The organism is Candidatus Albibeggiatoa sp. nov. BB20, from assembly GCA_016744725.1.
Classification (GTDB): domain Bacteria; phylum Pseudomonadota; class Gammaproteobacteria; order Beggiatoales; family Beggiatoaceae; genus Albibeggiatoa.
In genome coordinates, this window is the sequence record JADGDW010000060.1 from 1 (window position 1) to 12,659 (window position 12,659).

Genomic DNA, 12,659 nt, shown 5'->3' on the forward strand with positions numbered 1-12,659 from the left:
GGCTTGGTCGCCCTGTATCCCGGCTTTCAGCCGCCAAGCCTCTAACCCACCCGTCTTTAGCGGGTGGTTGTTTAGTGTCACTACTACATCATTTATCACCACGTTCTATCCCGCCTTAAGCCTTCTTTTCAATGCTATAATAGAAAATATCTGTACACAAAAGACTTTTCTAAATGAACCCCTCAAACGATAAATATTGCCAAGCCTTTAGCCGTTTACTTCAAGTCATGGATGATTTGAGAGAAAAGTGTCCATGGGATAAAAAGCAGACGATGCAATCTCTACGGCATCTCACGATTGAAGAAACCTACGAATTATCTGATGCTGTATTAGAAAATAATTTACTTGAAATCAAAAAAGAATTAGGTGATTTATTATTGCATATTGTGTTCTACGCCAAAATCGGCTCTGAACAGCAAGTTTTTGATATGGCTGATATTATCGATACATTGTGCGATAAAGTGATTTCACGACATCCACATGTTTATGCTGATGTTGAAGCTGAGAATGAACAAGCAGTTAAGCAAAACTGGGAATTGATAAAGCTCAAAGAAGATGCAAATCGTAGTGTCTTGGCAGGCGTGCCGCAATCATTGCCAGCGTTAATCAAAGCTTATCGAATGCAGGAAAAAGTGCGCGGTGTGGGTTTTGATTGGGATAACAAAGAGCAAGTATGGGAAAAAGTTGAAGAAGAATTACAAGAATTTAAAGATGAGTTAGATGTTAATAATGCTGAGAAAATGGAAAATGAATTTGGCGATATTCTATTTAGTTTAGTCAACTATGCACGCTTTATTGGCGTAAATCCTGAAACGGCTCTCGAGCGCACCAATAAACGCTTTATGCGTCGTTTTAAACAAGTCGAAGTATTGGTTAAGCAGGATGAAAAAGACTTACACGGTATGGAATTAGAAGAGATGGAACAATACTGGCAGCAGGCTAAAAAATGTGTTGCAGATAAATAGACTGCTCAACGAATTTACTCTCATAATTCATAATTTAAACAGGTAGGGTAACCAGTTAGTTGAATACCCTACGCTTGCTCAAGTAGTACGTGCTGTAGCTGTACAGGTTGCATGTTCATAGTAGCCATTCAGATTATTTAATCTTAGCTTCCTTGTACTCCACATGCTTACGAACTCTAGGATCGTATTTTTTCAATACCAACTTGTCTGGTGTAGAACGTTTGTTCTTAGTTGTCGTGTAAAAATGACCCGTACCAGCTGTTGAAACTAATTTAATTTTATCACGCATGATGTTGCCCTATTAGATTTTAAAACCACGACTGCGCATGTCAGCTAAAACTGCATCGATACCTTTCTTGTCAATGGTACGCATACCTTGACGAGAAACACGCAATTTAACCCAACGGTTTTCACTTTCAACCCAAAAACGGTGTGAGTGTAAGTTAGGTAAAAAACGGCGGCGGGTTTTGTTATTTGCATGAGAAACATTGTTCCCAGACATTGGGCGTTTGCCTGTCACTTCACAAACTCTAGACATAGCAGTTCTCCATAAATCCCAGAAAAAATTAAGCCGACAATTTTATCAAAGTTCAGCCAAATAACAAGTAAAAAACGAACTTAATCCAAAATTAGTCCTGTCAGGATAATACTTTACTTTGAAAAGGGATAAATGAGCAACTAAAATCGGTGTTAGTGGTATGATTTTCGCGTTAATAAATGACCAGTTAGTGTTGCAATGCAGCAATGGATAAAAAATAATGTTTAGCGTTGCTAGATCAACTTGAATTGCTTAGAAAATACGAAAACAACTACCAATTGCCGAGCATTTTTTATGTTTTAGGGACTAGTAATCCTGTAGGGGTTACTAGTCTTAAAATAGGCTATACGGTTGCTTTTTCTGGTACTTCTGCCGTTATTGTGTTTTCTTCACCAGAATTCTTGCGCTCTATAATCTCAGGCATGATATTTTCAACTTGAGATGCCTCAACATTTATAATTACATCCTCAGATTTCTCAACATTGACAATCTCAGGAGTACTATTCTCAACTTGAGATTCTTCTGTATTTTCGGTTACGCCTTCTGATTCATCAGTATTGACCACTTCTGGTGTGACATTTTTTACTTGGGGTTCGTCTGCTTCTGCATACAACATAGAGCCATTGACTGCAGCCACTAAGTTGAAACCATTATTCAATACCAAAGAGCCTGCCAAACCAAAGAAACCAAACAAGCCGCCTAAAATACAGAACGTATTAGGCACGGCGATTAAATAGAAACTGCGTTGTACATTCTCATGTAAGGTATCAGCCACTTCAAATAAATAGTCAAACTTCTGTAAATGTCCATCCATGAAGATAACATCAGCCACGTCAACGGCGATTGTTGATGCGCCATGCAAAGAGACACCAATATCAGCATAAGACAATGCGGCAGAGTCGTTAATGCCATCACCCACCATCATCACTTTTTTACCTTCTTCTTGCAGTGCTTTGACGTGATCGGCTTTTTCATGTGGTAATACCCCTGCAAAATAGCGATCAACGCCTAATGAACCTGCTAGCTCTCGGGTTGGAGCTTCATGGTCGCCTGAAATTAAAATGATTTCTTCAATGCCACGCCCATGCAAATATTCAATAACATCACGTGCTTCATCGCGTACCGTCGATTGCAATTCAATCAAACCTGCAATTTCATTATTAACCGCAATCAAAATCGCCGAGTGTCCACGGTCGCGCGTATCCTGCAACGCTTCTTCGATAATTGCTGATAGTGCGATCTCTTCACGTTCCATATAGCGACCACTACCGACTTTGACTAAATCGCCTTGCACCATCACTTCAATACCAAAACCCACGTGATATTTAGAATCATCATGAGGCGGTAAGGTCATGCCACGGTTTTCAGCTTCTTGCAAAATAGCGTTGGCAATTGGGTGTGAAAACTTTTGCTCAGCCGTTGCGGTATATAATAAAATTTTATCTTCTGAATATTTCGTCGCATCAGTCAGAACAATATTCGCCACTCTGGGTACATCTTGAGTCAAAGTGCCTGTTTTATCGAATAACACCACATCAATATGATTTAAATTCTCAAACACGCGACTGTCTTTCACTAACACGCCATGTTTAGCTGATTTACCCAATGCGGCAAGCAAGGCAATCGGTGCTGCAACTCGAATCCCTGTACCATAGTCTGCATTGATAATTGCTAACATCGCGCTAGGACTGGTTATAGCATAACCTAAAGCCCCTAAGCCTAGCGTAGGCAGTACCATGCGGTCAGCAATGTCTTCCCCCATTGATTGTAAATCAACTTTATACGTCGCAGCATCATTGATAATTTCCAATACTTTTGAAGCAACCGTATCGCCGCCTGTGTTACTCACTTTGACATGAATTTTACCGCCCACCAATACTGTTGTGGCCAGAGCTTCATCACCTTGATGTTTTTCTACGGGGGCAGATTCACCCGTCAAACTGTGCTGGTCAATCATCGCCTCACCGTACACAATTTCACCATCAATTGGAATTTGTTCACCCGTATTGACAATAACGATATCGCCTTTGTTCAACTCTTCAATGGGGGTTTGTACTTCTTGACCATCAATCAATAACCAAGCATAACGCGCTTGCTCACCAAAAATGTCTGCTAAATACTGACGAGATTGGCGACGGGTTTTTTCCAATAGTAAATCTGCAATATCTAACACCCAAACCATGAATGCAGCAGCACCAATTTGCCCAAATACTAAACATAAAGAAATAGCTGTTGCGTCTAAAATATCAACTCTAACCCGTTTTTCTTTAAAAATGGCTTCTCCAGCTTCTTTGAAAATTTCTGCAGCACTATAGCCGATTAAAACTAAGGTGATAGGTGCTAAAACAGGCAAGAAAAATTGTGAAACAACCGCTGTCCCCATTACGCCTGAGACTATTGAAAATTGATAAGGTTTTCTAATACTTTCCTCTTCAGCAACAGAAAGTCCAGTTTCTGTTGCTTGTTGCAATACAATGTCTTGCTCATTAACTTCAGCAGCAGGTTGCGCATTTTTATCGCCAGCAATAGACAAATAAGAGCGGGTATCTGTAGCCACTTTTTTCCAGTCCACTTTACTGGCGGCAACGCCTGCCCCAACAAGTAAAATACCTGCTAAATGAATCATATTGCACAATCCTAAACTGAAGTTGAGATGACAAATTATAACCATAAATGCCCATAATGTGGAATCCAGTTTGAAATAAATACGTCATATTTTTAGATTTTCAAAAAAATGCTAATGAATACTAGTATTCATTAACTAAACACGGTAATATAAGTTTGATATGTAAGCTATTTATTTGAACACTCATGTAAAAATTGTCAGTTAGCTAGTTGAAAAGCGTCTTTTTAATATTGAGCTAACTACAAAATTTATTGCGATAGTTATGATAGAAACAACTTATTTAACTAATCATTTATTGATTGCGATGCCGAATTTAGATGATCCGCATTTTGCACAAACCGTCACTTATGTTTGTATGCACAATGACGATGGGGCTATGGGTATTGTGATTAATCGCCCTATCACAGGTGTCGATGTTGGCCAAGTGTTAGAGCACATGAATATTGAGTCACAGAACCCAATTGCAGAACGGTGGCCTGTTTTTGATGGTGGCCCTGTGCAAAAAGAACGTGGATTTGTGTTGCATGAACCTCCTGAAAAAGGGCAATGGGATGCCATGTTGATTCTACAAAACAATGTTGCAATCACAACGTCCCAAGATATTTTACAAGCCATGGCAAAAGGCAATGGGCCTGATAAAGTATTAATTGCATTGGGTTATGCAGGTTGGTCTGCAGGTCAACTTGAGCATGAAATGTTAGAAAATACTTGGTTAAGCATTCCAGCCAATGACAACGATATTATATTCAATATTCCGATTGAAAATCGTTGGCAAGCGGCGGCCGCAAAATTAGGTATTGATTTAAATTTATTATCGACTCAAGCAGGGCATAGTTAAGCTGTAATGACTGTTCAAACTCTATTGGCTTTTGATTATGGGCAACGTAGAATTGGCGTTGCAGTTGGTCAAACTTTAACCCAATCCGCCCGACCTCTCGCTGTTCTCAAGATTAATAAAAATAAACAAATACCTTGGCAACAAATTCATCAATATATTACTGAATGGCAACCTCAAGCTTTAGTCTTAGGTCTATCTCAACATGCAGATGGAACACAGAATAAAATTACCCAAGCGATTCATAATTTCAAAGCAGAACTAGAGCAACGTTACAATCTCTCCGTGCATTTAGTTGATGAAACCTTAACTTCTGTTGCGGCTCAACAATACTTGGAAGAAACAGGCCAAAAGGAGCAATTTATTGATGCTGTGGCCGCGAAAATGATTTTGGAAACATGGTTGAAGGGATAAATTCAGTAATTAAGAGTAGTTTATTTATTTGCTGTGTAAATACTTTTCCAAGAAAAAAAGCTAAATTTAAACTTGCTTGTATAATACAAATCAACATTCTATCCATCATTGCTCAATGAACTATAAACAACACTCTCCGATTCAACCGCTTTCCAATCATTTGGCCAATCAAATTGCGGCTGGCGAAGTAATTGAACGCCCTGCATCCGTGATTAAAGAATTGTTGGAAAATAGTTTAGATGCTCAAGCAACTGATATTATTATTGAAATTGAACAGGCAGGTAGTAAGCTGATTCGAATTCGTGATAATGGTTGTGGGATTCCTGCTGATGAATTGGAGCTTGCTATACGCCGACATGCAACCAGTAAAATCCATACGATTGATGATTTAGAGCAGATTTTAAGTTTGGGATTTCGTGGGGAAGCATTAGCCAGTATCGCATCGGTTTCACGTTTAACATTGAGTTCTAAGCATTTTCTAGCAAAGCATGGTCATCAACTGCGTTTAGAGCAATATGAACAACCCAGCATAGAACCCACTGCTCATCCTACGGGCACAACAATCGAAATCAGTGATTTATTTTATAATACCCCTGCTCGACGCAAATTTTTACGTACCGATAAAACAGAATTTAGCCATATCCATGAAATGGTGAAACGTTTGGCTCTGAGTCGTTTTGATGTCAGTTTTCAGCTTATTCATAATCGGCGTAGTATTTTGCAATTAAAAGCCAGTTCCGATGAAAAACAGCAGTTACAACGTGTTGCGACCTTATGCGGTCAGAATTTGTTAGAACATTTTATGCCCGTATCACATCAGCGTGAAAATTTGTTATTAAAAGGCTGGATAACCAAGCCAACCCATTCTCGCAGCCAAGCTGACATGCAATATTTTTTCATCAATGGGCGCATGATTCGAGATAAATTAGTGATTCATGCTGTGCGTCAAGCCTATCAAGATGTGTTGTATAATGGTCGCCATCCGAGTTTTGTGCTGTATTTAAGCGTTGACCCTGCTGAAATTGATGTCAATGTGCATCCAACGAAAAGTGAGGTCAGATTTAGTAAAGGTGATGTGATTCATAGTTTTTTAGTTAGCGGTTTACAGCAACATCTTGCCAAAACCCAACCGCAAACCATGCCACAAACCACAGAAGTCAAACCTGCGTTAAAACCATATCCAAAGAATGAAAAACCAACTCGCCCCAGTGTGCAAGAAAGCTTGCAAATATATGAGCGTTTAGCACAATGCAGCACGGAAAAGTTGGCGATCCCAACTGAGCCAAAACCTTTTGAATATCAAGCTAAAACATATCAATCTGAATTTGAATCAAAATCGATTGAATCAGTAAAATCTACCGAAAATATAAAAACACCACCTTTAGGTTATGCCTTGGCACAATTGGCAGGGATTTATATTTTAGCGGAAAATGAGCAGGGTTTAGTGTTAGTCGATATGCACGCTGCACATGAGCGGATCACTTATGAAAAGATGAAATTAGCTTGGCACAATGAGCAATTAAATGCACAACGTTTGCTTATGCCTGTAGAAATACAATTGACTGAGCAACAACAAATTTTAGTCGAGCAATATGACAATTTATTTAAAAAACTAGGCTTTGAGTTGATTTTGCAAGATTCCCAGCTAATAATTCAACAATTCCCTGCTTTATTACATCAGTCTGAAATCACAAAATTGCTACATGATATGTTGGCTGATTTAGAGCGTTTTGGTGTTACTCAACAGATTGAACAACACATTAATGATTTGTTGGCAACAATGGCTTGTTATCATTCAGTACGAGCCAATCGGCAGTTAAATTTAAATGAAATGAATGCTTTGCTTCGAGATATGGAACACACTGAGCGCAGTAATCAATGTAATCATGGACGGCCAACATGGGTGCAATTGGATATAAATTCGTTGGATAAATTATTTTTACGAGGAGAGTAGAAACATCAGAACCAAAATAATACTCAATTTCAGCTCTGATAAAATTTAAATCTGTGTACCTAAAATCACTTCTTGATTTAACCAACCTTGCAAAATACTTAAACCACCTTGAATCACTGTTTCGGGTTGAGGATGTTGCAATTCTTCAGCAATCTCAGTTAATAGTGTTTGTCCCGTTTTAGAATCATCATTTTTCAATAATTTTTCTAATAAACGCGCACTCACTGGATTTAATAGAACAAATTCCACATCATAGTTTAAAGTTCGATAAACCAACAAATAAGTGGCTTGCTCTGGTGGTTCAGTTGGCTGGAAATCAGGACTGATTTGATGGACAGGATATTGATACGCTAAACCCCATACCGTCGGATTTAAATAAGGCACATCCATTAATAAATCACCCGTTTGACTCACTTGACTCAAATCTGCTTCACGGGTATCAATTGCTACTGCTAATTCCACCCATTCATAATGCGCCAGCTCATATAAAAATGCGGGGTCATCTGATTGGGTTTCATGCTCATCCTCTAAATAACGCAAAAATTCTTGGGGCATTTGCGGAAAGAAAGGGGTTTTACATTGGTGTCTGATTAAAAATTGGCGGGTTAAGTATTGCCATTGCTCAGGCGATAAAATCTTATGCAACACGCGGTAAGTATTAGATAATAAGCCTTCTGTATTGTTATAAAACAGCTCACAATAGGCCGCCATACGCCGTTGTGCTACATCATCAGGAACTGGTAATTGTTCAGGATCACGAATGTGTGCGGCAAAAGCGTATTGTACTTGTTGAAATGCGGGATTAGCCATGTTGTACTTGCTTAACTATTTCAGAATTGCGGGCTTGAATATCAACAATCATATCCACTTCTTGTAATAAATCAGCCAATGGTGGAATGTTGAAATCACGTTCTAATAAAGTTGGGAAGACACCAAAACTTTGATAAGCAATATCTAATAATTCCCATACTCTTTCTATAACAGGTTTTCCATGGGTATCAATGATAAAATCTTCTTCATTGTAATGCCCAGCAATATGCGCGTAGACAATGCGCTCACTAGGTAATGCTTTCAAGAATGTTTCAGGGTCGTAATTGTGATTGACGCTGTTGACGTAAATATTATTAATATCAATCAAAAAGTCACAATCTGCTTCACTCAATACGGCATTAATAAAGTCAATTTCCGTCATTTCTTGCCCCGGAGCAGCATAATATGAGGCATTTTCCATCGCAATTTTACGTTCTAAAACATCCTGAGTGCGACGAATTCGATCCGCGACAAAATGTACTGCTTCCTCAGTAAATGGAATCGGCATTAAATCATATAAATGGCCATCATCAGCACAATAAGTTAGATGATCGGTATAGTGCAAAACATGATGTGTATCGAGAAATTGCTTAATACGTTGTAGAAAAGGCTCGTCCAAAGGAGCTGGACCACCAATATTTAAAGAAAGGCCGTGTGCAACGACGGGATAACGTTCTGTGAAGTAGCGCAGTTTTTTACCGAGATGGCCGCCAACGCCGATCCAATTTTCTGGAACTAGCTCGATAAAACTAATTTGTTGAGGGGCTTGTTGCTCCAACGAATCTAAAAAATCTCGTCGAAGCCCCAGACCCGCGCCATGTACTTTGTGATTCATAGTGGCGAGTGTCCGAGGTTAGGAGTAAAAGATTATTCTTTTTCTTCAGTTTCTTCTTCTGTTTCTTCTTCAGGCATTGCTTCTGACATACCTTTAGTTTCTTCAGCAGCTTCTTCTACCACTGGTGCAACTTCTTCAGGTGCTGCTTCTGACATGCCTTTAGTTTCTTCGATTGCTTCTTCAACTGCTGGTGCAACTTCTTCAACCGCTGGAGCTTCAGGAGCAGGAGCTTCGCTTGCATAAACTGGAGTAGTCGCTACCGCAACAGCAAAAACAGAACCAAGAGCTAAAGCTAGAGCTGATTTAGTCATTGGAATATCCTCTTAACATTTGATTGTTGGACAAATAATACAAAACAAAAGTAGAAACATGGTCTAAGTCAATTTCAACTCTAATTTCGCATTATCAAAAACTGTTCTAATGCAGGTATAAGTTGCACTCAATTGGATACTATTGTTGATAGGTTTTAACAAAAAGTCAATAGCTAATTTCAAGTTTTTTGCCAAATTTATTTTTTTATTGTTTTTTTATTGCCATTGCATTATATTTTTCATTTATAACAATGATATACAAATAAAATTACTTTACCAAAAAAAACAGTTTAACTACATGTTATTTGACTGGCATAATAAAATTAAAAAACAATTTCAAATACCAATAAAACAAATAACAATAGATACTTAAAAGATATTTTATGTGAAAAAACTGATTTTAGATTGAGTTAAGCAAATAAATAATAAACACTTTAACTTGACGAAATATAGTGTGAGCTTAAATTGCCATAGTAGTTGTATATTTACCACGATATTGGTGTTTTTCCAACTTGCTGCAAATAGTGGTTTGTTTGACTAAAGTGATGATTATCAATAAATTTTTTTACTGAGAATGGAGAAGGATGAGCTGACTTTAAAATTAAGTGTTGGTTTTCATTTATCATTTTACCTTTTTGTTGCGCATAATTCCCCCATAAAATAAATACAATATTTTGATTTTGTTGATTGACGACACTAATCACAGCATCGGTAAACTGTTCCCAGCCTTTATTTTTATGCGAAGCAGGCTCACTTTGTCTCACAGTGAGAATGGAATTCAGAAGCAATACTCCTTGTTGCGCCCAACGTTCTAAATTGCCTGAATCAGGAATTAATGTGCCTGTATCAGCATGAATTTCCTTAAATATATTTTTTAAAGATGGCGGTTGTTTGATCCCATCATTGACCGAGAAGCATAGGCCATTGGCTTGTCCTGCACCATGATAGGGGTCTTGGCCAATAATCACCACTTTTAGCGCATCGAATTCACAGTGGTGAAACGCATTGAAAATCAGTTCACGCGACGGGTATACCGTATACTGTTGATATTCAGCATCAATAAAACGACTTAATTGCTGAAAATAAGGCAGGTCTAATTCAGTTTGTAATTTTGCTTGCCACGAGGGCGGTAAGGTCATATTCATAGGTGTTTGTTCAGTGCTTTACCCATTAAATACTTTAATATATGATGCCAAGTTATAAGCTATTTTGCAAACAACTTAAGCATTGGTTGAAAGAAGGTTTTGTGCATGGATAATGAAAAAACAACCCATTTTGGCTATAAACAAGTCCCTGTCAATGAAAAAGTCAAAGAAGTACGGCATGTATTTGATTCTGTAGCGGCTAAATATGACATTATGAATGATTTCATGTCAATGGGTATTCATCGTATTTGGAAAAAAATGACTTTGGATATTGCAAATGTTAAAGAAGGGCATAAAGTGCTTGATTTAGCAGGCGGCACAGGTGATTTAGCCTTAAAATTTTCTAAGCAGGTAGGTACTACAGGCCAAGTAGTTTTGGCTGATATTAATGATTCCATGCTGGAAGTGGGTAGAGAACGCTTGTTAAATAAAGGCGTTGTGGTGGATTATGCCCAAGTGAATGCGGAAACATTGCCGTTTGCTGATAACAGTTTTAATTTGATTACGATTGCTTTTGGATTGCGGAATGTTACGGATAAAGATGCGGCTTTAGCTTCGATGTTACGGGTGCTTAAACCCGGTGGTCGTCTGTTGGTATTAGAGTTTTCTGAGTTACAGGTAAAACCATTACGACCTGTTTATGATTGGTATTCATTTAATATTTTGCCTGTATTGGGTAAAGTGGTGACTAATGATTCTGAAAGTTATAAATATCTTGCTGAATCAATCCGAATGCATCCCAATCAAGAGGCTTTAAAACAGATGATGGAACATACGGGCTTTGGGCGTTGTGAATACTATAATTTGTCTGCAGGCCTCGTTGCCTTACATTCAGGATATAAATTATGATGCGCTTTTTTGAAGAATATGCTGATTTTGGTTCACGCTTTATAGCGGCTATTATCGATTTTAGTTGGCTGATTGTTTTTGTCATGACGTGTTCCTATTTTTTATTAGGAGCAGAGGTATTGGCTCAGTTGTTACAAGGTAATGAAGAGGTATTTAAGGCTTTCGGCTGGCAAGCTTTTTTACTTAATGATGGGTTGCCATTTTTGCTTGTTTTATTGTTTTGGGTGCGTTATGGCGCAACTCCGGGCAAGGTGTTAGTCGATTGTAAAATTGTGAATGCCACCACAGGTAAGCCCATTTCTTTAGGGCAAGCAATCCTACGTTATTTGGCTTATTTTATTTCTGCATTGCCTTTAGGTCTAGGTTTTTTATGGATATTATGGGATAAGAGAAAACAAGGCTGGCATGACAAGATTGCTAATACGGTTGTTATTATGCATGATGAGCTTAATGTCCCGTTAAGTCAGTTGGCTAAGCATTAGGAGATTATTGGCCTTTGTAAAAAACGCCTATTGCATCCTTCTCAATCAAAGTTCAAATTATTGCGCTAAACATGGCTGATGTATTGTTATCCTGCATTGGCCATGCAGTATTCCAATCTCGTAAAATGAGGCTTGCGTTATACTGTATCGCTTAATCAAACCAAGCTTATCTCCATAAAAATAATGCCAACACTCCCCCGCAAAGAAATCCGTAACCGTGCTTATGCCTTTGTACAAGAATGGCAAGGCGAAACCCGTGAACATGCCGAAGCTAAATCTTTTTGGGATGGTTTTTTTCAAGTGTTTGGGGTGCACCGTCGTCGTATTGCCAGTTTTGAGCAGCCTGTAAAAAAAGCCACGGGCAAACAGGGTTTTGTGGATTTATTATGGAAAGGCACGCTGTTAGTTGAGCATAAGTCTAAAGGTAAGGATTTAGATAAGGCTTATAGCCAAGCATTGGATTATTTCCCAGGGCTTAAAGATGAGGAATTACCGCGTTATGTTTTAGTGTCTGATTTTGCACGTTTTATACTGCATGATTTAGATACAAAAACCTGTGAGCAATTTGATTTAAGCACGTTGCCCGACAATATCCATTTATTTGATTTTATTGCAGGTCATGAGGATGTTGAGCAAACCTATCAGACTTATGAGCTGGATTTAAAAGCGTCTGAATTATTGGGTAAGTTGCACGATGCGTTGTTAGAGAGTGGTTATGATGGGCATCCGTTAGAAGTGTTTTTAGTGCGGATTTTGTTTTGTTTGTTTGCAGAAGATACGGGGATTTTTGAGCCACATCATTTTGTTGATTATTTGTTGGAACGGACGGCTGAGGATGGGGACGATACCGCGATGCACTTGGGTCAGTTGTTTCAAGTGTTGGATACGCCTGAGG

14 protein-coding genes are annotated in these 12,659 nt (G+C 38.5%); 7 read left to right on the forward strand and 7 right to left on the reverse strand.

Annotated features, from left to right (window positions below; all coding sequences use genetic code 11):
- Positions 1-173: 173 nt before the first annotated feature.
- Positions 174-965, forward strand: coding sequence for a nucleoside triphosphate pyrophosphohydrolase (gene mazG / locus ABXH34_RS08565; RefSeq protein WP_353571454.1), 792 nt, complete (start codon positions 174-176; stop codon positions 963-965).
- Positions 966-1,098: 133 nt separating this feature from the next.
- On the opposite strand, the gene rpmG is transcribed toward mazG, so the two are convergent.
- The 3 genes from rpmG to ABXH34_RS08580 all read right to left on the reverse strand — a co-directional run bounded on the left by rpmG (position 1,099) and on the right by ABXH34_RS08580 (position 4,129).
- On the reverse strand, positions 1,099-1,254 hold the full coding sequence (gene rpmG, locus ABXH34_RS08570; RefSeq protein ID WP_353571455.1) for a 50S ribosomal protein L33: 156 nt from the start codon (positions 1,252-1,254) through the stop codon (positions 1,099-1,101).
- 12 nt (positions 1,255-1,266) lie between these two features.
- The gene (rpmB, locus tag ABXH34_RS08575) at positions 1,267-1,503 is read right to left on the reverse strand and encodes a 50S ribosomal protein L28 (RefSeq protein ID WP_353571456.1); all 237 of its coding nucleotides are present in this window, start codon (positions 1,501-1,503) and stop codon (positions 1,267-1,269) included.
- 343 nt (positions 1,504-1,846) lie between these two features.
- On the reverse strand, positions 1,847-4,129 hold the full coding sequence (locus tag ABXH34_RS08580; protein WP_353571457.1) for a heavy metal translocating P-type ATPase: 2,283 nt from the start codon (positions 4,127-4,129) through the stop codon (positions 1,847-1,849).
- A gap of 262 nt (positions 4,130-4,391) precedes the next feature.
- Between ABXH34_RS08580 and ABXH34_RS08585 the strand changes: the two genes are divergently transcribed.
- The 3 genes from ABXH34_RS08585 to mutL all read left to right on the forward strand — a co-directional run bounded on the left by ABXH34_RS08585 (position 4,392) and on the right by mutL (position 7,332).
- Positions 4,392-4,967 (forward strand): YqgE/AlgH family protein, encoded by a 576-nt coding sequence (locus tag ABXH34_RS08585; protein WP_353571458.1) that lies wholly within the window; start codon positions 4,392-4,394, stop codon positions 4,965-4,967.
- 6 nt (positions 4,968-4,973) lie between these two features.
- Complete coding sequence (gene ruvX, locus ABXH34_RS08590) at positions 4,974-5,378, forward strand: Holliday junction resolvase RuvX (protein ID WP_353571459.1); 405 nt, start codon at positions 4,974-4,976, stop codon at positions 5,376-5,378.
- Between the two features lie 115 nt (positions 5,379-5,493).
- Positions 5,494-7,332, forward strand: coding sequence for a DNA mismatch repair endonuclease MutL (gene mutL / locus ABXH34_RS08595; RefSeq protein ID WP_353571460.1), 1,839 nt, complete (start codon positions 5,494-5,496; stop codon positions 7,330-7,332).
- A 45-nt stretch (positions 7,333-7,377) separates the two neighbouring features.
- On the opposite strand, the gene ABXH34_RS08600 is transcribed toward mutL, so the two are convergent.
- The 4 genes from ABXH34_RS08600 to ABXH34_RS08615 form a co-directional block, all read right to left on the reverse strand.
- The gene (locus tag ABXH34_RS08600) at positions 7,378-8,142 is read right to left on the reverse strand and encodes an HvfC family RiPP maturation protein (protein ID WP_353571461.1); all 765 of its coding nucleotides are present in this window, start codon (positions 8,140-8,142) and stop codon (positions 7,378-7,380) included.
- Positions 8,135-8,977: an HvfB family MNIO-type RiPP peptide maturase gene (locus ABXH34_RS08605; RefSeq protein ID WP_353571462.1), complete on the reverse strand. Its 843-nt coding sequence runs from the start codon at positions 8,975-8,977 to the stop codon at positions 8,135-8,137. The genes ABXH34_RS08600 and ABXH34_RS08605 overlap by 8 nt, the downstream gene beginning before the upstream one ends.
- A gap of 32 nt (positions 8,978-9,009) precedes the next feature.
- Complete coding sequence (locus tag ABXH34_RS08610) at positions 9,010-9,288, reverse strand: hypothetical protein (RefSeq protein ID WP_353571463.1); 279 nt, start codon at positions 9,286-9,288, stop codon at positions 9,010-9,012.
- A 485-nt stretch (positions 9,289-9,773) separates the two neighbouring features.
- Positions 9,774-10,433: a uracil-DNA glycosylase gene (locus ABXH34_RS08615; RefSeq protein ID WP_353571464.1), complete on the reverse strand. Its 660-nt coding sequence runs from the start codon at positions 10,431-10,433 to the stop codon at positions 9,774-9,776.
- A 105-nt stretch (positions 10,434-10,538) separates the two neighbouring features.
- Here ABXH34_RS08615 and ubiE point away from each other — a divergent pair, with 105 nt between their 5' ends.
- From ubiE to ABXH34_RS08630, 3 genes are all read left to right on the forward strand, one after another.
- Positions 10,539-11,282 (forward strand): bifunctional demethylmenaquinone methyltransferase/2-methoxy-6-polyprenyl-1,4-benzoquinol methylase UbiE, encoded by a 744-nt coding sequence (gene ubiE, locus ABXH34_RS08620; RefSeq protein ID WP_353571465.1) that lies wholly within the window; start codon positions 10,539-10,541, stop codon positions 11,280-11,282.
- Positions 11,279-11,764 (forward strand): RDD family protein, encoded by a 486-nt coding sequence (locus tag ABXH34_RS08625; RefSeq protein WP_353571466.1) that lies wholly within the window; start codon positions 11,279-11,281, stop codon positions 11,762-11,764. Before ubiE ends, ABXH34_RS08625 begins: the two co-directional genes overlap by 4 nt.
- Positions 11,765-11,947: 183 nt before the next feature.
- A partial coding sequence (locus ABXH34_RS08630; protein WP_353571467.1) for a type IIL restriction-modification enzyme MmeI occupies positions 11,948-12,659 on the forward strand: 712 nt, incomplete at its 3' end.

Coding starts and splice junctions, on each gene's coding strand:
- mazG (WP_353571454.1), top strand. CDS start 174: ATGAACCCCTCAAACGATAAATATTGCCAAGCCTTTAGCCGTTTACTT.
- rpmG (WP_353571455.1), bottom strand. CDS start 1,254: ATGCGTGATAAAATTAAATTAGTTTCAACAGCTGGTACGGGTCATTTT.
- rpmB (WP_353571456.1), bottom strand. CDS start 1,503: ATGTCTAGAGTTTGTGAAGTGACAGGCAAACGCCCAATGTCTGGGAAC.
- ABXH34_RS08580 (WP_353571457.1), bottom strand. CDS start 4,129: ATGATTCATTTAGCAGGTATTTTACTTGTTGGGGCAGGCGTTGCCGCC.
- ABXH34_RS08585 (WP_353571458.1), top strand. CDS start 4,392: ATGATAGAAACAACTTATTTAACTAATCATTTATTGATTGCGATGCCG.
- ruvX (WP_353571459.1), top strand. CDS start 4,974: ATGACTGTTCAAACTCTATTGGCTTTTGATTATGGGCAACGTAGAATT.
- mutL (WP_353571460.1), top strand. CDS start 5,494: ATGAACTATAAACAACACTCTCCGATTCAACCGCTTTCCAATCATTTG.
- ABXH34_RS08600 (WP_353571461.1), bottom strand. CDS start 8,142: ATGGCTAATCCCGCATTTCAACAAGTACAATACGCTTTTGCCGCACAC.
- ABXH34_RS08605 (WP_353571462.1), bottom strand. CDS start 8,977: ATGAATCACAAAGTACATGGCGCGGGTCTGGGGCTTCGACGAGATTTT.
- ABXH34_RS08610 (WP_353571463.1), bottom strand. CDS start 9,288: ATGACTAAATCAGCTCTAGCTTTAGCTCTTGGTTCTGTTTTTGCTGTT.
- ABXH34_RS08615 (WP_353571464.1), bottom strand. CDS start 10,433: ATGAATATGACCTTACCGCCCTCGTGGCAAGCAAAATTACAAACTGAA.
- ubiE (WP_353571465.1), top strand. CDS start 10,539: ATGGATAATGAAAAAACAACCCATTTTGGCTATAAACAAGTCCCTGTC.
- ABXH34_RS08625 (WP_353571466.1), top strand. CDS start 11,279: ATGATGCGCTTTTTTGAAGAATATGCTGATTTTGGTTCACGCTTTATA.